Raw genomic sequence first — 21,981 nt, 5'->3', positions numbered from 1 at the left:
TTTCAGGCGGAAAGGGAAGACGGTTGCGCCGGCGAGGTCAGGCTGTCGCAGATCGCGCCGATGATCAATGCCACGGAGCGCGAGCCCGGATCGACGTGGCCCAGTGCGCGCTCGCCGAGAAAGGACGCGCGGCCCTTGATCGCGTCCATCGCGGCGGTCGAGTCGGCGCTGGCGAAGGCGCATTCGCGAACCCGGGCGGCCAGGCCGTCGCCGCCTTCGGCGAGCACCTTCTGCACCGGGTCGAGCACATCGAGCAATGTCTTCTGGCCGACTTCGGCCTTGCCCAGACGAGTGAGTGCCTTGATGCCCGCATCGAGCGCGGCCGCCATGGCGCTCGGCGTCGGCGGGTCGGGCAGTTCCTTGCCGAGCGTGACCATCAGCGTGCCGAACACGGGGCCCGACGAGCCGCCGATGGTCGACATGCAGGTCATGCCCATGGTGCGCAATGCCTCGTTGAGCGACTGGCCGGCGAGTTCGTCGAGCTTGCCCTGGATGGCCAGCGCGCCGCGCCGCATGTTGAGTCCGTGGTCGCCGTCGCCGATGGCCTGGTCGAGGGCCGTCAGTTCATCGACGTGGTCGATCAGCGTCTGGGTTGCGTTCCGGATCAGGTCGATGTCGGCCATGTGTGCTCCCAATGATGTTGCCTGGGTCACGCGCTGATGCGCAGACCCTCGGCGTCGAACCAGAGCGGGCGCACCAGTTCCACGTGTACGGCGTCGTTCGGCGCGAAGCTTGCGTTCGCGGGTGCCGAGACGATGAGTTCCTGGTCGCTGCCGTCGAGGCCGACGTGCACAAGGTGCAGGTCGCTCAGGCGCTCGATGCGCCTGACTCTTGCGGCGCGGTGTGCCCGGCTCGCCGGGCTTGTCGTCTGGCCATGCAGCCTCAGATGCTCCGCCCGCACGCCGACGGTGACCGCGCGCGGCGGGCCGTCGAGTTCCGGCACCAGTGCCCGCGCAACGAGGTTGATGCGCGGCGAGCCCAGCCTGGACGCCACATGGGCGCTGCTCGGGTTCTCGTAGATCTGCTGCGGCGTGCCGACCTGCACCAGCACGCCGTTGTCGAGCACGCCGATGCGGGTGGCCATGGTCATGGCCTCGATCTGGTCGTGCGTCACGTAGAGCATGGTGGCGCCGAGGTCCTGCTGGATGCGCTTGAGTTCGAGCCGGAGGTCATTGCGCAGCTTGGCGTCGAGCGAGGACAACGGCTCGTCCATCAGGTAGATCGACGGGTCGCGCACGAGGGCTCGGCCGATCGCCACGCGCTGCATCTGGCCGCCCGAGAGTCGGGTCGCGGGGTTCTTCAGCTTGTCGTGGATGCGCAGCATGCGTGCCACTTCCTCGACCTTCCGGCGCACCTCGTTCTCGGAAATCGGGCGAAGGGGCGAGCGCAGCGGAAAGGCGAGGTTGTCGTAGACGTTCAGGTGCGGATAGAGCGAATACTGCTGGAAGACGAAGGCCACATCACGCAACGCCGGCGCGAGCGCCGTCACGTCGCGCCCGCCGATGGAGACGCGCCCTGCGTCCGGCTTTTCGAGGCCTGCCACCAGCCGCAACGTGGTGGTCTTGCCGGCGCCGCTCGGGCCGAGCAGCACGAAGAACTCGCCGCTGGGCATGTCGAGGCTCAGTCCGTCGATGGCCCGCACTGCGCCGAAGCGCTTCCCGACGTTGGCGAGGCGAAGCTCAGCCATGGCGCGCTCCCTGCCGGGTCCGTTGCGGCGCCTCGTCGCGGGCGGTGCGCAGCGCCCGGCCCGAAGCCGCGTCGAACAGCGAGATCGCCGAGGCGTCGAAGGCCAGTCCGACGTGGTCGCCGCGCGCCACCGGGAGCGTGACGTCGACCTTGGCGCGGACCGTGGCGCCTTGCGCCGTGACCAGCGTGACGACGGTGCGCGTGCCGAGGTATTCGGTCCCGAGCACCTCGGCACGCAACGGCGAGGCTTCTTCGAGACGAAGATGCTCGGGCCGCACGCCGCACAGCAATGCGCGCGGCGGAATGTCTTCGCGCAGGATGGGTACTTCGATCTGCGCCGGGCCGATGCGGATCGCGTGTTCGCCACTCGCGAAGCCCGCTTCGAACGGCAGGAAGTTCATCGATGGTGCGCCGATGAAGTCGGCGACGAAGACGCTCGCCGGCCGCTCATACACCTCCAGCGGCGCACCAAGCTGCTCGATCACGCCTTCGTTCATCACGGCGATCACGTCGGCCATCGCCATCGCTTCCATCTGGTCGTGCGTCACGTACACGGTGGTGGCGTGCAGCCGGTCGTGCAGCGCGCGCAGTTCCTGGCACATCACTTCGCGGAATTCGGCGTCGAGCGCGCCGAGCGGTTCGTCCATCAGGAAAGCCATCGGCTGGCGGACGATGGCGCGCCCGAGCGCCACACGCTGGCGGTCGCCGCTCGACAGCTGCGACACCGGCTTGTCCAGCAGATGCGTGATGCGCAGTGTGCGCGCCGCCTGGTCGACCTGGCGATGGATCTCGGCGCGCGCCATTCCTTGCGAGACCAGCGGGAAGGCGATGTTGTGACGTACGTTCATGTGCGGATAGAGCGCGAACATCTGGAACACGAAGGCGATGTCGCGCGCCGATGCGCGCTTGAAGCTGACGTCCTCGTTGCCGAGGAAGATCTGGCCTGATGTCGGCAGCTCCAACCCCGCGATCATCCGCAGTGTGGTGGTCTTGCCGCAGCCCGAAGGACCGAGCAGGCAGAAGAAATCGCCGTCGCGCACTGTGAAGCTCGAATTCTTCACCGCGGTGAAGTCGGCGAAGGCCTTGTGCAGTTGGTGGACGCGGATCTCGGCCATGGCTCAGTCCGGAAACTTGGAGACGACCATGAACAGCGCAGTGCCGAACAGGGTGGTGATGAACGACCAGGTGAAGAGCGGCATCGCGAGCGGCTGCAGCATCATCACGAGGCCCGCGGTGATCACGATGCAGGCGACGACTTCCATCGGTCCGCGGCGCAGCCAGCGCGGCCATTGGCGTCGGGAGATGGAGGGTGGGGCGGTCGGCATGTCTGGCACTCCTGCACTCCTATTTGCGCACCGCGCCGAAAGTGATGCCGCGCAGCAGGTGCTTTCGCAGCAGGATCGTGAAGACCAGGATCGGCACCAGGAACAACGTGGTTCCGGCGGCGACGGCCGGCCAGTCCTGACCGCCTTCGCCGATGATGATCGGGATGAAGGGCGGCGCCGTCTGCGCGGTGCCCGAGGTCAGCAGCACCGCGAAGGCGTATTCGTTCCACGCAAAGATCAGGCAGAAGATCGAGGTCGCGACGATGCCCGTGGTGGCCTGCGGCAGCACCACCTTGCGGAAGGCCTGCAGCCGCGTGTAGCCGTCGACCATCGCGGCCTCTTCGTATTCGCGCGGGATCTCGTCGATGAAGCCCTTGAGCAGCCACACCGCCAGCGACACGTTGACTGCGCTGTAGAGCAGGATCATGCCGAGTCGCGTATCCGACAGGCCAAGCTCGCGGTACATCAGGAAGATCGGGATCGCCACCGCGATCGGCGGCATCATCCGCGTCGACAGGATGAAGAACAGCAAGTCGTCCTTCAGCGGCACATTGAAGCGCGAGAACGCATAGGCCGCCATCACGCCGATGCCCACCGACAGCACTGTCGAGCCGAAGGCGATGATCAGCGAGTTGACGAAGCGCGGGATGTAGTTCGATCGGCCGGCGACCACCATGTGGTCGTCTCGCGCCACCTTGTCGCAGACGTCGGTCGGTGGCGGCAGTGAGGCGATGTATTCGGGCGTCTGGCGCGAGCGGGTCGTGAAGAGGTTGCAGTAGCCCTGCGGCGAAGGCGTGAACAGGATCTTCGGCGGATAGCTGATCGAATCGGTCGGCGTCTTGAAGCCGGTCAGGATGATCCAGACCAGCGGGATCATCGTGACCAGCGCATACAGCACCACGACCGCGCCGGCGACGAGCCGGGTGCGCGAACTCGGCTCGACGACGGAGTGCGCGGTGCTGATGCCGATACCGATGCTCATGCGGTGCCTCAGCGATTCTTCACGTGGTTGAGGGCCTTGACGTAGATGTTGGCCAGGCCGAACACCGCAACGAAAAGGATGATGGCGAAGGCTGACGAATAGCCGGTGCGCCACTTCTCGAAGGCCTCGCGCTTGAGGGTGATCGAGGCGAGTTCGGTCGCCGAGCCCGGGCCACCCGAAGTCAGCAGGTTGACCATGTCGAACATCTTGAAGTTCTCGATGCCGCGGAAGAGCACCGCCAGCATGATGAACGGCAGCACCATCGGCAGCGTGATCGACCAGAACTGGCGCCACTTCGAGGCGCGGTCGACTTCGGCCGCCTCGTAGATGTAGTCGGGGATCGAGCGCAGGCCCGCGAGGCAGATCAGCATCACATAGGGCGTCCACATCCAGGTGTCGACGATGATGATGGCCCACGGCGCGAGCTTGACCGAGCCGATCATCTCGAACGACGAGGCCGGCACGCCCGAGAGGTACGACACGGCATAGTTGAAGAGGCCGGTCTGAGGCTGGTAGAGGAAGGCCCAGAAATTGCCGACCACGGCGGGCGACAGCATCATCGGGATCAGGATCATCGTCGTCCAGAAGCCGTGGCCGCGGAACTTGCGATCGATGAGGTAGGCCAGCGCGAAGCCGATCAGCACCTGCAGGAAGATGGTCCAGAACAGGAAGTGGGCGGTGGCCTGCATTGCCAGCCAGATGTCAGGGTCGGTCAGCACCGACACGTAGTTGTCGATGCCGACGTCGACCACCGCCGCGTTGGGCCGGTTGGCCCGGTAGTTGGTGAACGACAGCTTGATCGTCCAGATCAGCGGGAAGATGTTGATCGCCAGCAGCAACAGCATCGTCGGGCCGACGAACAGCCATGCGATCGCGCGGTCGGAGAGACCGCGCATCCGCACCGCCACGCTGGGCGGCGTGGCCTGCGCGGCGCGGACGACGATGACGGTCGGGTTCTGCATCGACGATGGATGGCGACTGCGGCCGGGCGCGTTACTTGGCCTTGCCGTCGTCCTTGAAGACCTTCTTCCAGTCCACCACCAGTGCATCGAGCGCCTCCTTGGCGGTGCCCTTGTCGGCGACCACGTAGTCATGCACGCGTTTCTGCATCGCCAGCAGCAACTGAGCATACGAAGGCTCGGCCCAGAAGTCGACCACCATGTCCATCGAGTCGAGGAAGGGCTGCGCGAACGGCGAGCTCTTCGGATAGGCCGGGTCGTTCAGCACCGCCTTGGCCGCCGACGAACCGCCGATGGCCTGCCACTTCTTCTGCACCTCGGGGTTCGCGAACCACTTGATGTATTGCAGCGCCTCGTTCCGGTTCGGCGAATACGAGACCACCGAGATGCCCTGGCCGCCGAGCTGCACGCCCTTGGCCTTGTCCGAGGGATTGACGAAGAAGCCGATCTTGTCGCCGCCGACGTTCGGGTCCTTGTAGAGGCCCGGGAAGAAGGCGAACCAGTTCATCATCATCGCGACCTGGCCCGACTTGAAGGCGTCGAGGCCTTCGGTCATGTAGGCATTGGTCAGCCCGGGCGGTGTGGCGCCCTTGTAGAGCGCCTTGTAGAACTCGAGGCCGCGCACCGCGTCGGGCGAGTTCACGAAGCCGTCCATGGAATACGGCTTCTTCGGGTCCTCGTACTTGAAGCCCATCGGGTAGAGCACGTTGGTGACGCCCATCGTGATGCCTTCGGAGCCCCGCTCGGTGAACAGGTAGGCGCCGTAGACCTTCTTGCCGTCGATCATGCGGCCCTGGAAGAACTCGGCCACTTCCTTGAATTCGGTCCAGGTCTTCGGCGGCGCGAGGTCGCGGTTGTACTTCTTCTTGAACTCGGCCTGCAGCTCGGGCTTGGCGAACCAGTCCTTGCGGTAGGTCCAGCCGACCGCATCGGCCATCGCCGGCAGCGCCCAGTAGTTGGGTGTGTTCTTCGGCCACTCCGCGTAGCCCACCACGGTGGCGGGCGCGAAGTCCGTCATCTTGATGCCTTCCTTGTCGAAGAACTCGTTGAGCTTGACGTACTGGCCTTGCTCGGCCGCGCCGCCGATCCACTGGCTGTCGCCGATGATGAGATCGCACAGCTTGCCCTTGGAGTTGAGCTCGTTGAGCATGCGGTCGGCAAAGCTGGTCCACGGCACGAACTCGAACTTCATCTTGATGCCGGTCTTCGTGGTGAAGTCCTTCGAGAGTTCGACCAGCGCGTTGGCCGGGTCCCAGGCAGCCCAGCAAAGGGTGATGGTCTTGTCCTGAGCGCGCACGTCGGCCGCGGTCATGCTGAGCACGGTGGCAGCGGCGAGGGCGATCACCCCCGGGAGCATCTTGGACATCGATTTCATGGTCTGTCTCCAAAGGTTGGGTTCAGGGGCACATACCGGGCGTCCGCTCAATGAAGGTTCTCGGCCGTCAGGATCTCGATGCGCGGCTGCACCACGTTGAGTGCGCCGCGAACGTTCTCGCACAGCGCGCGCAGCACGCGCGCAGCCGTCAACACGCAGTAATGAATGTCCTGGTGCAGGACATAGGAAAGGGCATCCGCGCCCAGCAGCGAGGCGTGGGCGTCGGTGAAGTCGTGGACGACCACGCCGGCCTGCGGCGCCAGCCCGGCTTCCGCCATGGCGCGCGCAACCCCCGCGCTGCCCGAGCCGACGTTGTAGATGCCAGCCACGCGCGCCGGATCGATCTCGTTCTGCAATGCCTGCAGCAACGCTTTGCAGGCGCCGTCGTCATCGGCCGGCAGGTCGGGCGTGCGCACCAGGCGCAGCTTCGGAAAGCGTTCCTCGATGGCGTGCGCATAGCCGATGCGCCGCTCGATCTCCGCCGACAGACGGGTCGCCTGCGATGACAGCAGCAGCGTGTCGCGTCGGCTGTCGTTGGCCATCCGTCCCAGCAGCAGGCCGGCGGTCCGGCCGGCGGCGCGGTTGTCGGCGCCGATGCAGGTCTCGCGCATCGAACCCGCCACGTCGGAGAAAAGGGTCACCACGTGGACGCCGGCGCGCACCAGTTCGTTGATGGCGCGCTTGATCGGCGGCATGTCGGGCGCCAGCACGGCCACCCCTTCGCAATCGGCGACCTGGGCCAGTTCCTCGGCGAAGCGCGCGGGGTCGGTGGCGTCCATGCGATGCGTGACCTCGGTGATGTGGGCATGCCGGAAATCGCCCGCCGCCTGTGCGATCTGCCGCTCGACCAGATCGAGGAAGGGCGTCGGGTCCGCGGGCAGTACGTAGGCGAACCGCGCATTCGCGCCGCGGCGTGGCCGGCCCGGCTGCTGCGGGGCGCCGAGTTCCTCGACCACCTGCATCACGCGTTGCACCGTTTCGGCATTGACCCCGGGGCGCCCGTTGAGCACGCGGTCGACCGTGGCCGTGCCTACGCCGGCAGTCCGTGCGATGTCGGCGATGGTGGGTGCTGAAGACATGCTTGATGGTGTTCTGATTGTTTGATCGTATTTACATCGTTAATTAAATCAATCAGGGTTTTGGAGCATTCGGCCGGCGCGTGCTCGCGCCGCGAGCGCGGCGTCGTCCTGCACCGAGGGGACCTTTGTTCCGGCAAGCGGCGCGCTGCGATTCGTCACAAAATGAACGCAGTCGAAGCGAAGAAAAGGAGGCGTCGATGATGGCGTTCCGTGCATTGCGTGCGGGCGCGGCGATGGCTGGGGCGATGGCTGGCATCGCGCTCGTATCCGTCACCGCGGCACAGTGGCTGCGGATGCGCCACGCCCTCCGGACGGCCCGCACCACCTGGTCCGTGCACCGTCCCTACGAATGCAAGCCCGAGCAGCCGTTGGCGCGGGTGCTGGTGCTGGGCGACAGCACCGGCGTGGGCTTGGGCGCAAACCTGCCCGGCGAAACCATTCCGGGGATGTTGAGCGCCGAGCATCCGCAGGTCGAGATCACCAACCTGGCGGTGAGCGGCGCGCGGCTCGAAGACGTGCGCAAGCAAGTGAGCGTTTTGGTGGCAGACGAAGCTGCACCGCCCTACGACCTGATTCTGTTGCTGGTCGGAGGCAACGATGTGTTGCGCCTGACGCCCATGGGGCGGCTTGCACTCGAAGCCGATGTCCTGCTGCCGGAACTGACCCGGCTCGGCACGAAAGTGCTTTGGCTGTGCAGCGCCAATCTCGGCCTCGCGCCGGTGTTCATGGCGCCCTGGTCATGGTGGGCGAGTTTGCAGACCTACCGCGCCTGCATGCTGTTCGAACGGATGGCCGCGCGGTACGGAGTGCTTTTCCTCAGCGTCTTCCGGCAGCGCGGCGAGGAGCCGTTCTCGAACGAGCCTTCGATGTACTTCTCGCTCGACGGTGTGCATCCCAGCAGCGCGGCCTATCGCGTTTGCTACGAGCAACTGCGAGAAGCGGCGTGCCTGAATGAGCTGATCAAGGACGCGGAACGCAGAAATGCGGCCGCCCGTGTGGATGCGAGCGTTGCCAGCGCGCGTGCGGCGCCATTGCGCGTAGCGTGCGATGCGATGGGGCGGTGAACTCGCTCCGGTTCCATCAAGCGGCGAGAGCACCCACGGGTTCGAGTTCGATGCCGGTGTCGGGCTCTGGAACCCGCTCGAGGATCGCATGCCGCGCAGCATCGCGCAGTGCGACCGCAGCGCTCCAGTCGTGCTGCGGCGCGACGATCGGCAAGCCGACCTCGATCACGACCTCCGTGCGGCGCGGCAGCCACTGCCCGGGGCGCAGCAGCGACCGCGTACCGATCAACGCGACCGGGATCACCGGCGTCTCGGTATGTGCAGCGACCACGAAGGCGCCGAGTTTGAACGGCAGTACGCCGGGCGCGCGTCTGAATGTTCCCTCGGGGAAGACGACCAGCGGCTCGCCGGCGCGCGCATGCGATTCGAGCGCCGCCGTGTCTTCGACGGCGCCGGCGAGATCGGCACGCTCCACGAACACCGCCCCGAGCCGCTTGAGCATCACGCCGAGCATGGCGGTTGCCTCCAGCTCGCGTTTGGCGACATAGGCGAAACGCGGCGGAAGCGCGGCCGTGAGGATGATCGAATCGGCATAGCTCGAGTGGTTCGCGACCACCAGGGCAGCGCTCGAAGCCGGCAGCCGCTCGATCCCTTCGATGCGCACATGGACGCCGGCAAGCCGGGTCGCCGCTCGTGCCCACGCACGCGCCGCGCGGCGGCGCAGCGCGATGTCCGGCAGAACCATCGTTGTCAGCCAGGCGCCGATGCCGCCGAGCAAGAAAATCACCCCGGCCCAGCATCCCCAGGCGAGTCTCGCGGCGCTGCGTGTGCTTCGCTGCGCCTGCGCGGCCGCGGCGCCGGTGACGAGCCGGATGAGCTGGCGCCAGGGCGCATGCTGCGAACGCCCGAGCGCGCCTTGCTCGTAGAGCTCGCGCGCAGTGGCGCGGCGGATCTTGCCGCTCGAGGTCTTCAGCACCGTTCCCGGCGGCGCGAGGACGATGTCGTCGGGCGGCATCCCGATCTGGTCCACGGTGGTTGCCATGATCGCGGCCTTGATCTCGCGGTGCACCTGCGCGTCGGTGGCGCGCACCTCGGCCAGCACGACGAGCCGCTCGCTGCCGCCCTGTGCATCGGTCGCCGGGAACACCGCGACGCCCCCCTTGCGGACGCCCGGCAGGCTTGCGAGCGCGGATTCGAGGTCGGCCGGGTGGATGTTGGCGCCGCGGCGGACGATCACGTCTTTTGCACGGCCGGTCAGATACAACTCGCCACTGGCGAAGTAGCCGAGGTCGCCGGTGTTGTGCCATCCGCCGTCGATCAGCGTTGCGGTCGCGGCCGGATTGCGGTAGTAGCCGCTGGTCGCCGATGGCCCGCGAAACTGGACCCGGCCTTGCTCTCGTTCGGGCAGTTCCTGCGAGGCCGTGTCGACGATACGCACCTCGACCCCGGGCAGCGGCAATCCACAGGAAACGACTTGCAACGCCTGCGCATCGTCGGTTGCAGCGGGCCGGGCGACGCCGCGTTCGCGCAGCGCGGTGCGGTCGACCCGATCGATGAGCGCACCGCGGCCGAGCGGCGGGAACGTGACGCCGAGCACACCTTCGGCCAGTCCGTAGACGGTGAACATCGCCTCGCGCCGGAATCCGTAGGGTGCGAAGCGCGACGCGAAGCGCTCGATCGTCGTTGCGCTCACCGGCTCGGCGCCATTGAAAGCGAGCCGCCAACTGCTCAGGTCGAGGCCTTCGAGGTCGGCATCCGCGAGCTTGTTCAGGCACAGCTCGTAGGCGAAATTGGGCGCTGCCGAAACGCTGGCGCGATGGCGGTCGATGGCCGACAGCCAGCGCGCCGGCCTTGCCAGGAACTCCAGCGGTGACATCAGCACCAGCCGGTAGCCGACACACAGGCTGCCGATGCAGGCGCCGATCAGCCCGAGGTCGTGGTACAGCGGCAGCCACGACAAGAAGGTATCGCTGCTCGTGATTCGCGCTGCGCGCCGCATCGCCCGAACGTTGGCGAGCAGGTTGGCGTGGCTGACCACGACGCCCTTCGGGCTGCCGGTGCTGCCCGAGGTGTATTGCAGGAACGCGGTGGCATCAGGGCGGATCGCGGGCCGCACGAAAGACTCTGCGGACACGTCCGCCGTGAACAGGTCGGCGATCGTCACCACCTGTCTGAGCGTCTCGCAATGTGCCGTCAGCAGGCGCGAGAGCGGCTTCGCCTGCGCGACCGTGATGAGCAGCGTCGCCTCGGCGTTGCGCAGGATGCCGAACAGGCGCTGCAGGTGATCCTCGAGTTGCGACAGCCGCGCTGGCGGGTACAGCGGCACCGGCACGCAGCCGGCGTACAGCGCCCCGTAGAACGCGGCGAAGAAATCGCTGCCGGTCGGCAACATCACGGCCACCTTGTCGCCGGCGCCGAAGCCTTGCTCGGCCAGCCAGCCGGCAACCGCGAGCGCATCGATCTGCAGGCGCGCGTAGCTGAGCTGGGTGGCCGGGCCCTGATCGGAATCGAGCGTCACGAGCAGCCGATCGCCATGGTGCTCGACGTGCCAGTCGAGCACGTCGACGAGGGTCGCGATCGAGTCCGGCGGGTAGCTGATCTCGGTCGTTTCGGCAGCGGGCTCAGCGGTGGCGACAGATGAGCCGCCGCCAGCGGGCGCGAGGGATAGCGCGCCCAGCAGATCGCGCGGTGTCTCGGCTTCGGCGAACGATGCTTCGGCGAACGTCGTGCCGAACTCGCGTTCGATCCGCACCTGCAACTCGGCGCGTGCCAGGCTGTCGAGCCCGTAGTCGCGCGTGAGCGAATGGTCAAGGCCCAAGCTTGTCGCGGACCCGCTGCCGCGATGCAATTCGTCGGCCAGGTCGCGCACCAGTTGCAATAGTTGGCCAGAGCGATCCGGGAGCACCGGCGCTTCGCTTGCGTTGCTTGCATTGCTTGCGAAAAGGTCGCCTGTCATGGCGTCGACCATTGTGCTCCGAGCGCGCCGATCGCGGGGACGCCGCCGTCATTCAGGCAGCGGCAGCGAACTGGTGCACTTGAACTCATCCAGGCAGACGCTGGAACGCACGCCGTCCACGCCCGGCAGTCGCATCAGCTTGTCGATCAGGAACTGCGACAGCCCCTTGAGGTCGCGCGCAATGACCTTGATGACGAAGTCGTAATCGCCGGTGATCGAGTAGCACTCGAGCACTTCCGGCATGTCGATGACCACGTCGGTGAACTTCGACAGGTCGCGGATATGCCCCTTCTCCATCGCCACGAGGATGAATGCCACCACGTGCAGGTCGAGCCGCGCGGGGGCCAGGCGCGTTTCATAGCGCGAGATGAATCCCGCTTCTTCCAGCCGACGGTGGCGGCGATGGCATTGGGCAGGCGACAGCCCCGCAGCCTCGGCGAGTTCCAGGTTGGACGCGCGCCCATGCTCCTGCAGGAAGGCGAGGATTTTGCGGTCGATGCGATCGAATTCGGGCTCGTACAAGATCGTCTCCTTTTTTGTTCTGAAAGAGAAATTATGTTGCTTGCCTGAGGGTTCGCCCCAACCCTCGATGAAAACAGATTTTCCGTGCGGAAGTTCACACTTCTCTTCCTTGAAGGCGGCTCCGGGACGAGGATCAAACAGGTTCTCGGTCGAGGCAGTTTTCTAAATTGAACCACGCCGACTATTTCTCACAAGGACCTCAACGTGCAACATTCTTTCCTGCGTTCCTCCCTTGCCCTGATCGCCGCCGCCGTCGCCACTGCCGCCGCCGCGCCCAGTTTTGCTGCCGAGAAGTCGGTCGCGGTCACGGCGATCGTCGAGCACAAGGCGCTCGACGCCGTGCGCGACGGCGTCAGGGATGAGCTGAAGGCGGCCGGTTTCGAAGCCGGCAAGAACCTCAAGTACGAATACCAGAGCGCGCAGGGCAACAACGGCACGGCCGCGCAGATCGCCCGCAAGTACGTCGGCGAGCGTCCGGACGTGATCGTCGCGATCGCGACGCCGTCGGCGCAGGCCGTGGTCGCGGCGAGCAAGGACATCCCGGTCGTCTACAGCGCAGTGACCGATCCGGTCGCGGCCAAGCTGGTCAAGGGCTGGGAAGCTTCGGGCACCAACGTCACGGGCGTGTCCGATCTTTCGCCGCTGGACAAGCACCTGGAGTTGATCAAGCGCGTCGTTCCCAACGCGAAGCGCGTCGGCGTGATCTACAGCCCGGGCGAGGCCAATTCGGTGGCGATCATCGAGGCGCTGAAGAAGGCGGTGCCGGCCGCGGGCATGACGCTGGTGGAAGGCGCCGCGGCGCGCACGGTCGACGTGGCGAGTGCGGCGCAGAGCCTGGTCGGCAAGGTCGATGTCATCTACGCGCCCACCGACAACAACGTGATGTCGGCCTTCGAGGGCATCGTCAAGGTGGCCCAGCAAGCGAAGATCCCGGTGGTCGCGGCGGATACCGACGCGGTCAAGCGCGGTGCCGTCGCGGCGCTGGGCCTGAACTACTACGACATCGGCCACCAGACCGGAAAGATCGTGGTGCGCATTCTTCAGGGACAGGCGCCGGGCACGATCGCTTCGCAGACCAGCAACACCTTCGAGTTGCACGTCAATCCGGCTGCTGCGCTGAAGCAGGGCGTGACGCTGTCGGATGAGCTCGTCAAGTCCGCGCAAGTGGTCGTCAAGTAAGAAGGCACTGGCAACATGTCGCTGATTGCTTCACTAGGTGCGATAGAGATCGGCCTGATCTTCGGGCTGGTCGCCCTGGGCGTCTTCCTCTCGTTCCGCATCATCAACTTCCCCGACCTCACGGTCGACGGCAGCTTCCCGCTGGGCGGTGCCGTGGCCGCGGCGCTGATCGTCGCGGGCTGGAATCCGTTTGCCGCCACCGCGGCGGCGATCGTCGCCGGCGCGCTGTCGGGCTACCTCACGGCGTGGCTCAACGTGCGGCTGCGCATCATGCAGTTGCTCGCCAGCATCCTGGTGATGATCGCGCTCTATTCGATCAACCTGCGCGTCATGGGCAAGCCCAACATTGCGCTGATCGACGAGCCGACGGTCTTCACCATGCTCGAATTCGGCGGTCTGCCTGACTACGTGCTCAAGCCGCTGGTGCTGCTGGCGATCGTGGTCGCCGCCAAGGTTCTGATCGACCTGTTCTTTGCGTCGGAAGTCGGCCTGGCCATGCGCGCCACCGGCGGCAATCCGCGCATGGCGCGGGCGCAGGGCATCTCGACAGACCGGCTGACGGTGTGGGGTCTGGCGCTGTCCAACGGGCTGGTCGCGCTGGCCGGGGCCTTGTTCGTGCAGAGCCAGGGCGGCGCCGACATCTCGATGGGCATCGGCACGATCGTGGTCGGCCTGGCCGCGGTGATCATCGGCGAGACCATCCTGCCGGCGCGCAGCCTGGTCATCACGACGCTGGCTTGCGTGCTCGGTGCGGTGCTCTATCGCTTCTTCATCGCGCTGGCGCTCAACAGCGACTTCATCGGCCTCAAGGCCCAGGACCTGAACCTGGTGACTGCCGTACTGGTCGCGTTCGCGCTGCTCGTTCCCACCTACAAGCGCAAGCTGGCCGGCCTGTGGCCCGGTGTGCGCGCCAATCCGACACGCGTCGTCAAGGAGGCCAAGTAATGTTGCGCGCCAAAGGCCTGGAAATCACTTTCAACCCCGGGACGCCGATCGAGAACCGGGTGCTGCGCGGGCTGGACCTGAGCATCCCCACAGGGCAGTTCGTCACCGTGATCGGCTCCAACGGGGCCGGCAAGTCGACCTTCCTGAATGCCGTGAGCGGCGACCTCTCGGTCGATCGCGGCAGCATCCAGATCGACGACAGCGACGTCACGCGCCGCTCTGCATGGCAGCGCTCGGACCTGGTCGCACGCGTCTTCCAGGACCCGATGGCGGGCACCTGCGAGGCGCTCACGATCGAGGAGAACATGGCGCTGGCGTGGAAGCGTGGTGCGCGCCGCGGCTTCGGCTTCTCGCTGACGCGCAAGCTGCGCGAGTTGTTCCGCGAGAAGCTGAGCATTCTCAACCTCGGGCTCGAGAACCGCCTGTCCGACCGCATGGGCCTGCTCTCCGGCGGGCAGCGTCAAGCCGTGAGCCTGTTGATGGCCTCGCTGCAGCCGTCGCGCATTCTCCTGCTCGACGAGCACACGGCCGCGCTCGATCCGAAGACCGCTGCTTTCGTGCTTGAACTCACCGCGAAGATTGTCGAGGCCGGCAAGCTGACGGCCATGATGGTCACGCACAGCATGCGCCAGGCGCTCGACTACGGCACGCGCACGGTGATGCTGCACGAAGGCCGCGTGATCCTCGACGTCAAGGGACCCGAGCGCGCCGGCATGGACGTGCCCGACCTGCTGCACATGTTCGAGAAGACGCGCGGCGAGAAGCTCGACGACGACAAGCTTCTCCTCGCCTGACCGTACCGACTCCAGAGAATCCTGAAAGACCGAGATGAAAGAACTGCTGAACCGTTTCGAGAACAAGGCGCCCGAGATCGTCTTTGAATGGCACGACGCCGAGACGCCCGCCAAGGGCTGGGTTGTCATCAATTCACTGCGCGGTGGTGCCGCCGGCGGCGGCACGCGCATGCGCCCGGGGCTCGACCGGCGTGAGGTGGAGTCGTTGGCGAAGACCATGGAAGTCAAGTTCAGCGTCTCCGGCCCGGCCATCGGTGGCGCGAAGTCGGGCATCGATTTCGATCCCGCCGATCCGCGCAAGAACGAGGTGCTGCGGCGCTGGTACAAGGCGGTGACGCCGCTGCTCAAGACCTATTACGGCACCGGTGGCGACCTGAATGTCGACGAGGTGCACGAGGTGATCCCGATCACCGAGAGCTACGGGCTGTGGCATCCGCAGGAGGGCGTGGTCAACGGGCACTTCGAGCCCAGCGACAGCGAGCGAATCCAGAAGGTCGGCCAGTTGCGCATGGGCGTGGCCAAGGTCGTCGAGGATCCGCGCTACACGCCCGATCCCGCCCGCAAGTACCTGGTGGCGGACCTGATCACCGGCTGGGGTGTGGCCGAATCGGTGCTTCACTACTACAGGCTCTACGGCGGCGAGGTTGCGGGCAAGCGCGTCATCGTGCAGGGCTGGGGCAATGTCGGCTCCGCCGCGGCTTACTACCTTGCGCAGGCCGGCGCACGCGTGGTCGGCATCATCGATCGCGAGGGCGGGTTGCTTAATCCCGATGGCTTCAGCTTCGAACAGATCCGCACGCTGTTCCTGCAGAAGAAGGGCAACCAGTTGGCCGCGAAGGGCATGCTCCCGTTCGACGTGATCCATCGCGCTGTCTGGTGCGCGGGCGCGGAAATCTTCCTGCCTTGCGCCGGATCGCGCCTGGTGACGCAGCAGCAGATCGAGCAGCTGGTCCAGGGCGGTCTCGAAGTCGTGTCAAGCGGCGCCAACGTGCCCTTTGCCGATCGCGAGATCTTCTACGGCCCGATCTACGAGCAGGCCGATTCGAAGGTGGCGGTGATTCCCGACTTCATCGCCAATTGCGGCATGGCGCGCGCGTTCGCGTTCCTGATGCAGGACAACGTGGAGATTTCCGACGAGGCGATCTTCGACGACGTCTCGGCCACTGTGGCCGCAGCGCTTCAACGCTGCCATGCGCGCTCCAGCGACCACACCGGCATTGCCCGGACCGCGTTCGAGAACGCACTGACCGAGCTCGTCTGATGGGCACACCCATGACAGATCTGTTTGAGAATCCCATGGGCCTGATGGGCTTCGAGTTCGTCGAATTCGCCTCGCCCACGGCCAACACGCTCGAGCCCTTCTTCGAGAAGCTGGGCTTCACGCTGGTGGCGAAGCATCGCTCGAAGGACGTGGTGCTCTACCGCCAGGGCGACATCAACTTCATCGTCAATCGCGAGCCGAACAGTCCAGCGGCGTACTTCGCGGCCGAGCACGGTCCTTCAGCCTGCGGCATGGCGTTTCGCGTCAGGGACTCGCACAAGGCCTATGCGCGGGCACTGGCGCTCGGCGCACAGCCGATCGAGATCGCCACCGGTCCGATGGAGTTGCGACTGCCGGCCATCAAAGGCATTGGCGGTGCGCCGCTGTATCTGATCGACCGCTTCGAGGATGGCAAGTCGATCTACGACATCGACTTCGAATTCGTCGAAGGCGTCAACCGCCATCCGATCGGCCACGGGCTGAAGCTGATCGACCATCTGACCCACAACGTCTACCGCGGCCGCATGGCCTTCTGGGCCAACTTCTACGAGAAGCTCTTCAACTTCCGCGAGATCCGCTACTTCGACATCCAGGGCGAGTACACCGGCCTGACGTCGAAGGCGTTGACGGCGCCGGACGGCAAGATCCGAATTCCGTTGAACGAGGAGTCTTCAAAGGGCTCCGGCCAGATCGAAGAGTATTTGATGAAGTTCAACGGCGAAGGCATCCAGCACATCGCACTGCTCAGCGACAACCTGATCGACACCATCGACCAGCTTGGCCTGGCTGGCGTGCCCTTGATGACCGCGCCGAACGACATCTACTACGAGATGCTGGAAACGCGCCTGCCGGGCCACGGCCAGCCGGTGGCCGAACTGCAGGCGCGCGGCATCCTGCTGGATGGCACCACGGAAGGCGGACAGCCGCGCCTGCTGTTGCAGATCTTTTCAGAGACGGCTTTCGGCGGTCCCGTCTTCTTCGAATTCATCCAGCGCAAGGGCGATGACGGCTTCGGCGAAGGCAACTTCAAGGCACTGTTCCAGTCGATCGAGCGCGATCAGCTGCGCCGTGGGGTGCTGAGCGCGGCGTGATCTGACGCGGCGTGAACCTGCGGTTGGCCACGCTCGGATTCCTTTGGTTACGAACACGACGACCGCATCATCGAGGTTCATTCCTATACTTCGCGGCCCGACTGACCCAGGAGTGCACATGCCGGCTGAAAGTGGAAATCAGGAACGCATCAACACAGCGCCGCGCCCGGATCTGACGCTCGAGGCTTTTGCGGCTGCACTCCTGGCCCAAGCCTCAGGAGGATCCGCAGCCCCGCGCTGGCTTTGCATGAATGCGCAAGCTCGACAAGAAGCGCTGGACTCCGTTCGCGACCGACACGCCGATTGGGTCGCCGGGGAGCTTGCTGCGGCGGAGCGGCGCGCGATGGTCGCGGACTCCGTGGCGCTCTGGACGCCACGACGGCAGTCCGGCCACCTGGACGCCAGACATCCCGACTGACCAGATCGGTTGCTCCGCCTTTTGCGTGCCTGGGCCTGCTCCCAGGCGACGCCGTGCTTCGCGCTCTCCCACTACGGCCTGATACCGAGCACCGACAGAATGATTGCGGCCAAAGTCAGCGCTACCGGAAGCTTCTGAGCAGCGAGCGCGCGGGCCCGTTCAGCCGACAGCTTCGACGGCCGTACAAGGTTGAATTCGGAATGAAGCGATGTGGACATGGCAGCTCCTGAATGTGGGCGAGCCCATTGCTCGCATGGCCTCAAAGATATTCCTGTCGGTGGATGCCAGCACGGACCATCCGATGACACGGCGTTTCCGTTTCCGTACCAATCGGCCTTGCCGCGGAACAAGGACCATTGGCGTCCGTGATCGGGCCACGGCCCCAGCGCATGGCGGCGTGAGCAAGGGATCGTTGTCGTTTCTGAAATTCGGCTTTTCAGTCAGGGGCGTTTGTCTTCGCGCACGGCGCCCTTACTCTTGCCTGAACCTCATTTGCCACATCAGAGCGTTCAGATGCCCACCCTTTTCGATCCCCTCCTGCTCGGCAGCGTCCATCTGCCGAACCGCGTCGTCATGGCGCCGCTCACCCGGTTGCGGGCCGGGGCACCAGTGCATGTGCCCAATCGCCTCATGGCCGAGTACTACGCCCAGCGTGCGGATGCGGGACTGATCATCACCGAGGGCGTACCGGTGTCGCCCGAGGCCGTCGGGTATCTGAACGTTCCAGGCATCTGGACTTCGGAGCAGGTGGCCGGTTGGCGACTCGTCACCGACGCGGTACATGCAGCGGGGGGACGCATATTGGCGCAGCTCTGGCACGTCGGGCGCATCTCCGACCCTTCGCACTTGCGAGGGGACTTGCCAGTGGCGCCGAGCCCGTTGGCGGCGCCGGGGCACGTCTCGCTGCTGCGGCCGCAACGCCCGTACGTCGTCCCACGCAGCTTGGGGCTCGAGGAGATCCGGGGAGTCATCGAGGCGTTTCGGACAGGTGCGCAGAACGCGAAGGCGGCGGGGTTCGACGGAGTGACACTTCACGGAGCCAACGGCTACCTGCTCGACCAGTTCCTCCAGGACGGCACCAACCACCGGACCGATGGCTACGGCGGGAGCCTCGAAGGCCGCGCAAGGCTGATGCTCGAGGTGACCGATGCTGTCGTAAGCGTGTGGGGTGCGGACAGGGTCGGAATGCACCTCGCGACGCGTTCTCCGAGCCACGGGGTGTCCGACAGTCATCCCGAGGTCACGTTCCCCTACGTGGCCAGCGAACTCGGCAAGCGCAAGCTTGCCTTTCTCTTCATCCGTGAGACTCGCGGCCCCGGTGCGCTCCTGGGGAGACTCAAGAGGGCATTCGGAGGTGCCGTGATCGCGAATGACGGCTTCGACTTCGCCGCGGCCAACGAGGCCGTGACACAAGGCGTGGCCGACGCTGTCGGCTTCGGCAAGGACTACATCTCCAATCCCGACCTGGTGCGACGGTTGAGGATCGGTGCGCCCTTGAATCCGCTGGTGCCGGAGACGATCTACGACCCGCTCTCGGCCTCAGGAGCGCAAGGGTATACGGACTACCCAGTTCTGACTTCTTGACGACTTCGACCCGCAATCATCCAACCTGACATCAACCCAAGGAACCCTCATGATCACCCGCAAACTCTTCGTCGCTGCCGGCATCGCCTTGGCGGCTCTTTCGGCCCAGGCTGCACCTGTCGAGGTTCACGACTTCGACGTCTTCGTGGACCCTCCAACGGCCTTCACTTTCGTCAAGCTTCCGCAGGGATGGAAGTTCGTCGGCAAGATCGACGCGAAGGCGCTCTCCGAGCTTCCCGCGAAGGTTCATACCTCGCTGCTGCCGCCGAACGATGGCGAGCGCACTGCGGACGCCGAGCGCGCTTCCCGCTCGATCGAGTGACGCGAGTCTGGCGCACGACGGCCGGACCCATTCCCACAGTCATTGGGCTCATGAAGCCCGCCGCAGGGCGGATCAAGGCTGACGGGCCTTCGATGGCCTCTGACCAGTCGTACTGCAGGCGCTCCCAGATGCCGCCCGGCCCTTCCGCTATTCGCGAAAATGCAATTGCTCTTTGCTGCCATGGCCTCGCATGGCCGGAAGGGAATTGCGCGTCTCTGCGGCGGCTTTTAAGCGCTTCTGCGGTACCAGGCAATGCCTTGGGCGTCGATCGACTTGACGGCACGCCCGGCCTGAACGAGGTAGTTAAGGCAAGCGATGCCTTCGCCCGTCGCCATGCCGAACACAGCCATTTGCGATTCGTCGATGGGGCGGCCGAAGAGAGGGGTGAACACATCCACCGCGCGTTGGGGCGATTCAAGGCTCGCTTCGAGCTTGTCGAGCGCCCGATGCTGCGAAGCTTCCAGGTAGTCGAGGCGCGCATGCAAGCCATGGAAGCACTCGTTGTGCGCGGGCAGCACCAGCACGTCGTCCGGCACTTCGCGGCGGATCTTCGCGAGCGAAGCCAGCCAGTCGGCCATCGGATTGGCGTTGGGCTCCGTCGGAATGACGGACACGTTGGACGAAATGCGCGGCAGCACCTGGTCGCCCGAGATGAGCACCTTGAGCGCCGGGCAATATAGACAGGCGTGCTCGGGTGAGTGTCCATTGCCCGTGACGACGCGCCAGATGTTGCCGTTGATGCGCAGCTCCATGCCGTCGCTCAGGCGCTCGAATGCATCGGGCAGGGTGTGGATTTGGTGGCCGAACCTGCCGAACCGTGCACGATAGGACTCGATCGCGTTCTCGCTCCAGCCCGCCTGGCGATAGAAGGCAAGCGCTTCGGGCGGCGCCTCCCGTCCGCTGTCCGAAGCCATCACCCGGCACGTGAGGTACTCCAGGCGTGTCATCCACAGGCGCGCACCCAGCTTGCGCGTGAGCCAACCGGCCATGCCGATATGGTCCGGATGCATGTGCGTGACAAAGATGCGCTTCAGCGCGCCTCGCTTCGGATAGTTGGCAAACAACTCGCGCCAGACACTGGCAGTCTCCTCGTCGCGGATGCCTGTGTCCACCAATGCCCAATCGTCACCGTCGTCGAGCGCCCAGAGATTGATGTGGTCCAGCTTGAAGGGAAGCGGCATGCGGATCCAATGCACCCCCGGTGCCACTTCCAGGATGTTGCCGCGTTCGGGTGCCGACTTGAAGGGGTACTTCAAGACTGGTTTTTCATCGGTCTGCATGTTGCTTGAAGAACTCCTCTGACGGCCGCCCACGTGGGGGATCGACGTGGGTGTCGCATTATCAACTCGGCAGGTGAGCGCTCAGCTTGTCTTGGAGGTGGAAATTTGCCGGTATGCGTTGGTGCCCAGTGCCGTGCCATGCACCGCCAGATGGGCGCCCATCTGGATGGCTTGCAGCAATTCGCCCGGTGCCAGGCCTTGCGACAGTGCCGTGGGCACGATCTGCCGTATCGCGTCCGGATTGAAAGCCGTGAAGCACGCATGCAATGCCAGCTGTACCAGGCTGCGCTCCGCCGGGGTCAACCCCGCGCCGGGGCCGCCTTGCTCGACAAAGTCGAGAAGCACTTCGGCATAGCCGGGGTCGAGACGCGCCACGGAGGTCAGGGAGAGGGCGTGCGCCGCACCGAGCCTGTCGATGCGGGCCTGAAGCCTTTCATCGATGGCCGCCAAACGGGTCAGGTCGGTGAACTCGCCCAGGATGTCGGTGGCCCGGCATACGCTGGCGACGCCTTGCACGGCAACCAGATGCAGCACATCGAAGATGTCGGCCTGTGTCACCCCGACCTCGAGCGCCCGCTTCATATGGGTGTGCAGGCCAGATTCGAAAAGATGCGAAGAAGATGAATCGAGCGCCACATAGATCAACTCCACCATGCGCTCTGTCAGCGGCCCCGAGCGCGCGGGATAGCCGGCGTAGCGCGCGTATTGCTGCACGAAGCCGGGGCAGGCCTCGAGCAAGCGCTGCACCCTCATGCGGAGGAATTCATCCGCATTCGGCGCGACATCCACCAATGCCGAGATTGCGCATTTCAGCCATGTCCATGAATTCATCTCCATTGAAGTTGAGGAAGGAACGCATGGACTGCTTCGCAATCGCCGGGCCAGCGCGTGCCAGGCGATGCAAGTCGTTGTGGCGCAATGGCTTTGCGACCGAAGTGCTCCACAGTGACGTGACCCGATGCGCGGGTCCCCGTGCGGGAGTGGAGCAGGTGTTGCAAATTGAACCAGCGCCGCGATCACCACTTCATCTTCAGCCGGGCGGCATCCCAGGCGCGACCCACGAAACCGGCGCCGGGTGGCGCAGGGTGCCGCGTTCACTCGAAGTTCAGCAGCACCTTCATCGCCTGCGTCCGATCGGCCGCCAGCGCAAAGGCGCGGGCCGAATCGCGGTATGACAGCGTCGCGGAAATCAGCGGCTTCACGTCCACCAGCCCCTTGT

Annotated in this window: 20 protein-coding genes; 8 read left to right on the top strand and 12 right to left on the bottom strand. The window is 65.4% G+C overall.

Going from position 1 to position 21,981, the window contains the following annotated elements; all coding sequences use genetic code 11:
- Positions 1-2 precede the first annotated feature (2 nt).
- From dhaL to AC1DHL_RS25945, 8 genes are read right to left on the bottom strand one after another with little or no spacing between them, the layout of a single operon-like run.
- On the bottom strand, positions 3-623 hold the full coding sequence (gene dhaL, locus AC1DHL_RS25980; RefSeq protein WP_478104119.1) for a dihydroxyacetone kinase subunit DhaL: 621 nt from the start codon (positions 621-623) through the stop codon (positions 3-5).
- A gap of 26 nt (positions 624-649) precedes the next feature.
- On the bottom strand, positions 650-1,687 hold the full coding sequence (locus AC1DHL_RS25975) for an ABC transporter ATP-binding protein (protein ID WP_478163865.1): 1,038 nt from the start codon (positions 1,685-1,687) through the stop codon (positions 650-652).
- Positions 1,680-2,801, bottom strand: coding sequence for an ABC transporter ATP-binding protein (locus tag AC1DHL_RS25970; RefSeq protein ID WP_478104116.1), 1,122 nt, complete (start codon positions 2,799-2,801; stop codon positions 1,680-1,682). The genes AC1DHL_RS25975 and AC1DHL_RS25970 overlap by 8 nt, the downstream gene beginning before the upstream one ends.
- A gap of 3 nt (positions 2,802-2,804) precedes the next feature.
- On the bottom strand, positions 2,805-3,011 hold the full coding sequence (locus AC1DHL_RS25965; RefSeq protein WP_478104115.1) for a hypothetical protein: 207 nt from the start codon (positions 3,009-3,011) through the stop codon (positions 2,805-2,807).
- A gap of 19 nt (positions 3,012-3,030) precedes the next feature.
- The gene (locus AC1DHL_RS25960; protein ID WP_478104113.1) at positions 3,031-3,993 is read right to left on the bottom strand and encodes a carbohydrate ABC transporter permease; all 963 of its coding nucleotides are present in this window, start codon (positions 3,991-3,993) and stop codon (positions 3,031-3,033) included.
- An 8-nt stretch (positions 3,994-4,001) separates the two neighbouring features.
- On the bottom strand, positions 4,002-4,955 hold the full coding sequence (locus AC1DHL_RS25955; protein WP_478163864.1) for a carbohydrate ABC transporter permease: 954 nt from the start codon (positions 4,953-4,955) through the stop codon (positions 4,002-4,004).
- A gap of 31 nt (positions 4,956-4,986) precedes the next feature.
- Positions 4,987-6,318 (bottom strand): ABC transporter substrate-binding protein, encoded by a 1,332-nt coding sequence (locus AC1DHL_RS25950; protein WP_478163906.1) that lies wholly within the window; start codon positions 6,316-6,318, stop codon positions 4,987-4,989.
- Positions 6,319-6,374: 56 nt separating this feature from the next.
- Complete coding sequence (locus AC1DHL_RS25945) at positions 6,375-7,406, bottom strand: LacI family DNA-binding transcriptional regulator (protein ID WP_478163863.1); 1,032 nt, start codon at positions 7,404-7,406, stop codon at positions 6,375-6,377.
- 197 nt (positions 7,407-7,603) lie between these two features.
- Here AC1DHL_RS25945 and AC1DHL_RS25940 point away from each other — a divergent pair, with 197 nt between their 5' ends.
- Positions 7,604-8,470, top strand: a complete 867-nt coding sequence (locus AC1DHL_RS25940; protein ID WP_478163862.1) for a GDSL-type esterase/lipase family protein — start codon at positions 7,604-7,606, stop codon at positions 8,468-8,470.
- Positions 8,471-8,486: 16 nt separating this feature from the next.
- On the opposite strand, the gene AC1DHL_RS25935 is transcribed toward AC1DHL_RS25940, so the two are convergent.
- On the bottom strand, positions 8,487-11,366 hold the full coding sequence (locus tag AC1DHL_RS25935; protein WP_478163861.1) for a 1-acylglycerol-3-phosphate O-acyltransferase: 2,880 nt from the start codon (positions 11,364-11,366) through the stop codon (positions 8,487-8,489).
- 48 nt (positions 11,367-11,414) lie between these two features.
- Positions 11,415-11,888: an Lrp/AsnC family transcriptional regulator gene (locus AC1DHL_RS25930; RefSeq protein ID WP_478104106.1), complete on the bottom strand. Its 474-nt coding sequence runs from the start codon at positions 11,886-11,888 to the stop codon at positions 11,415-11,417.
- Between the two features lie 204 nt (positions 11,889-12,092).
- Between AC1DHL_RS25930 and AC1DHL_RS25925 the strand changes: the two genes are divergently transcribed.
- From AC1DHL_RS25925 to AC1DHL_RS25895, 7 genes are all read left to right on the top strand, one after another.
- Positions 12,093-13,067 carry an ABC transporter substrate-binding protein gene (locus tag AC1DHL_RS25925; RefSeq protein ID WP_478104105.1) on the top strand — a complete coding sequence of 325 codons (975 nt, stop codon included), beginning with the start codon at positions 12,093-12,095 and terminating at the stop codon, positions 13,065-13,067.
- Positions 13,068-13,082: 15 nt separating this feature from the next.
- Positions 13,083-14,012, top strand: coding sequence for an ABC transporter permease (locus AC1DHL_RS25920; RefSeq protein ID WP_478104103.1), 930 nt, complete (start codon positions 13,083-13,085; stop codon positions 14,010-14,012).
- Positions 14,012-14,806, top strand: a complete 795-nt coding sequence (locus AC1DHL_RS25915; protein ID WP_478163860.1) for an ABC transporter ATP-binding protein — start codon at positions 14,012-14,014, stop codon at positions 14,804-14,806. The genes AC1DHL_RS25920 and AC1DHL_RS25915 overlap by 1 nt, the downstream gene beginning before the upstream one ends.
- Before the next feature lie 34 nt (positions 14,807-14,840).
- Positions 14,841-16,067 (top strand): Glu/Leu/Phe/Val dehydrogenase dimerization domain-containing protein, encoded by a 1,227-nt coding sequence (locus AC1DHL_RS25910; RefSeq protein ID WP_478163859.1) that lies wholly within the window; start codon positions 14,841-14,843, stop codon positions 16,065-16,067.
- A gap of 11 nt (positions 16,068-16,078) precedes the next feature.
- Positions 16,079-17,158: a 4-hydroxyphenylpyruvate dioxygenase gene (gene hppD / locus AC1DHL_RS25905; protein WP_478163858.1), complete on the top strand. Its 1,080-nt coding sequence runs from the start codon at positions 16,079-16,081 to the stop codon at positions 17,156-17,158.
- 931 nt (positions 17,159-18,089) lie between these two features.
- Positions 18,090-19,160, top strand: coding sequence for an alkene reductase (locus AC1DHL_RS25900; RefSeq protein WP_478163857.1), 1,071 nt, complete (start codon positions 18,090-18,092; stop codon positions 19,158-19,160).
- Positions 19,161-19,209: 49 nt separating this feature from the next.
- On the top strand, positions 19,210-19,482 hold the full coding sequence (locus tag AC1DHL_RS25895) for a hypothetical protein (protein WP_478163856.1): 273 nt from the start codon (positions 19,210-19,212) through the stop codon (positions 19,480-19,482).
- Between the two features lie 227 nt (positions 19,483-19,709).
- Here the strand turns inward: AC1DHL_RS25895 and AC1DHL_RS25890 are convergent, their stop codons facing one another.
- The gene (locus tag AC1DHL_RS25890) at positions 19,710-20,762 is read right to left on the bottom strand and encodes an MBL fold metallo-hydrolase (RefSeq protein ID WP_478163855.1); all 1,053 of its coding nucleotides are present in this window, start codon (positions 20,760-20,762) and stop codon (positions 19,710-19,712) included.
- 81 nt (positions 20,763-20,843) lie between these two features.
- Complete coding sequence (locus AC1DHL_RS25885; protein ID WP_478163854.1) at positions 20,844-21,515, bottom strand: carboxymuconolactone decarboxylase family protein; 672 nt, start codon at positions 21,513-21,515, stop codon at positions 20,844-20,846.
- Positions 21,516-21,981: the final 466 nt, after the last annotated feature.

It is taken from the genome of Variovorax sp. 10L426, from assembly GCF_056395305.1.
Note: the sequence above shows the minus strand (reverse complement) of the source record. Positions and strands in the feature narration are given on the sequence as shown.

Excerpts from the sequence above, each read along its gene's own strand:
- AC1DHL_RS25890 (WP_478163855.1), bottom strand. The coding sequence starts at position 20,762 with ATGCAGACCGATGAAAAACCAGTCTTGAAGTACCCCTTCAAGTCGGCA.
- AC1DHL_RS25910 (WP_478163859.1), top strand. The coding sequence starts at position 14,841 with ATGAAAGAACTGCTGAACCGTTTCGAGAACAAGGCGCCCGAGATCGTC.
- AC1DHL_RS25975 (WP_478163865.1), bottom strand. The coding sequence starts at position 1,687 with ATGGCTGAGCTTCGCCTCGCCAACGTCGGGAAGCGCTTCGGCGCAGTG.
- AC1DHL_RS25950 (WP_478163906.1), bottom strand. The coding sequence starts at position 6,318 with ATGTCCAAGATGCTCCCGGGGGTGATCGCCCTCGCCGCTGCCACCGTG.
- AC1DHL_RS25915 (WP_478163860.1), top strand. The coding sequence starts at position 14,012 with ATGTTGCGCGCCAAAGGCCTGGAAATCACTTTCAACCCCGGGACGCCG.
- hppD (WP_478163858.1), top strand. The coding sequence starts at position 16,079 with ATGACAGATCTGTTTGAGAATCCCATGGGCCTGATGGGCTTCGAGTTC.
- AC1DHL_RS25960 (WP_478104113.1), bottom strand. The coding sequence starts at position 3,993 with ATGAGCATCGGTATCGGCATCAGCACCGCGCACTCCGTCGTCGAGCCG.
- AC1DHL_RS25965 (WP_478104115.1), bottom strand. The coding sequence starts at position 3,011 with ATGCCGACCGCCCCACCCTCCATCTCCCGACGCCAATGGCCGCGCTGG.
- AC1DHL_RS25955 (WP_478163864.1), bottom strand. The coding sequence starts at position 4,955 with ATGCAGAACCCGACCGTCATCGTCGTCCGCGCCGCGCAGGCCACGCCG.
- AC1DHL_RS25940 (WP_478163862.1), top strand. The coding sequence starts at position 7,604 with ATGATGGCGTTCCGTGCATTGCGTGCGGGCGCGGCGATGGCTGGGGCG.
- AC1DHL_RS25945 (WP_478163863.1), bottom strand. The coding sequence starts at position 7,406 with ATGTCTTCAGCACCCACCATCGCCGACATCGCACGGACTGCCGGCGTA.
- AC1DHL_RS25885 (WP_478163854.1), bottom strand. The coding sequence starts at position 21,515 with ATGAGGGTGCAGCGCTTGCTCGAGGCCTGCCCCGGCTTCGTGCAGCAA.
- AC1DHL_RS25935 (WP_478163861.1), bottom strand. The coding sequence starts at position 11,366 with ATGACAGGCGACCTTTTCGCAAGCAATGCAAGCAACGCAAGCGAAGCG.
- AC1DHL_RS25900 (WP_478163857.1), top strand. The coding sequence starts at position 18,090 with ATGCCCACCCTTTTCGATCCCCTCCTGCTCGGCAGCGTCCATCTGCCG.
- dhaL (WP_478104119.1), bottom strand. The coding sequence starts at position 623 with ATGGCCGACATCGACCTGATCCGGAACGCAACCCAGACGCTGATCGAC.
- AC1DHL_RS25895 (WP_478163856.1), top strand. The coding sequence starts at position 19,210 with ATGATCACCCGCAAACTCTTCGTCGCTGCCGGCATCGCCTTGGCGGCT.
- AC1DHL_RS25920 (WP_478104103.1), top strand. The coding sequence starts at position 13,083 with ATGTCGCTGATTGCTTCACTAGGTGCGATAGAGATCGGCCTGATCTTC.
- AC1DHL_RS25970 (WP_478104116.1), bottom strand. The coding sequence starts at position 2,801 with ATGGCCGAGATCCGCGTCCACCAACTGCACAAGGCCTTCGCCGACTTC.